The following is a 277-nucleotide window of genomic DNA, read 5'->3' as shown; positions in this document are numbered from 1 at the left end:
GCAGGAAGGCTTAAGCCAGCCTTTTCGTTACGTTATTGAATTCACCAGCCCGGAGAAAGATATCAAACCGGCGCAGATGCTGATGCGGGACGCCGCGTTTACCCTGACGTCACCCGCGATTAATCCGGGGATGCGGGGCATGCCGGTGATACCGCCGGCGCCGTTGCGCACAATCTACGGGGTGATCAGCGAATTTAAACTGCTGTCCACCTCGCGGGATGAAAGCCATTACGCGGTGACCCTGGAGCCCCGGCTGGCGTTGCTGTCGAGAAGCCGC

1 protein-coding gene is annotated in these 277 nt (G+C 59.6%); it reads left to right on the top strand.

Features of this window, described 5'->3' with window-relative positions; translation table 11 throughout:
• Positions 1–277, top strand: a 277-nt coding sequence (locus ABR397_RS23830; protein WP_350307850.1) for a contractile injection system protein, VgrG/Pvc8 family, incomplete at both ends; no start/stop codon positions are given.

The sequence above is a fragment of the Photorhabdus viridis genome, from assembly GCF_040256935.1.
In the GTDB taxonomy this organism is placed as follows: Bacteria; Pseudomonadota; Gammaproteobacteria; order Enterobacterales; family Enterobacteriaceae; genus Photorhabdus; species Photorhabdus viridis.
The sequence above is the reverse complement of the archived record's forward strand: the minus strand, read 5'-3'. Positions and strand labels throughout refer to the sequence as shown.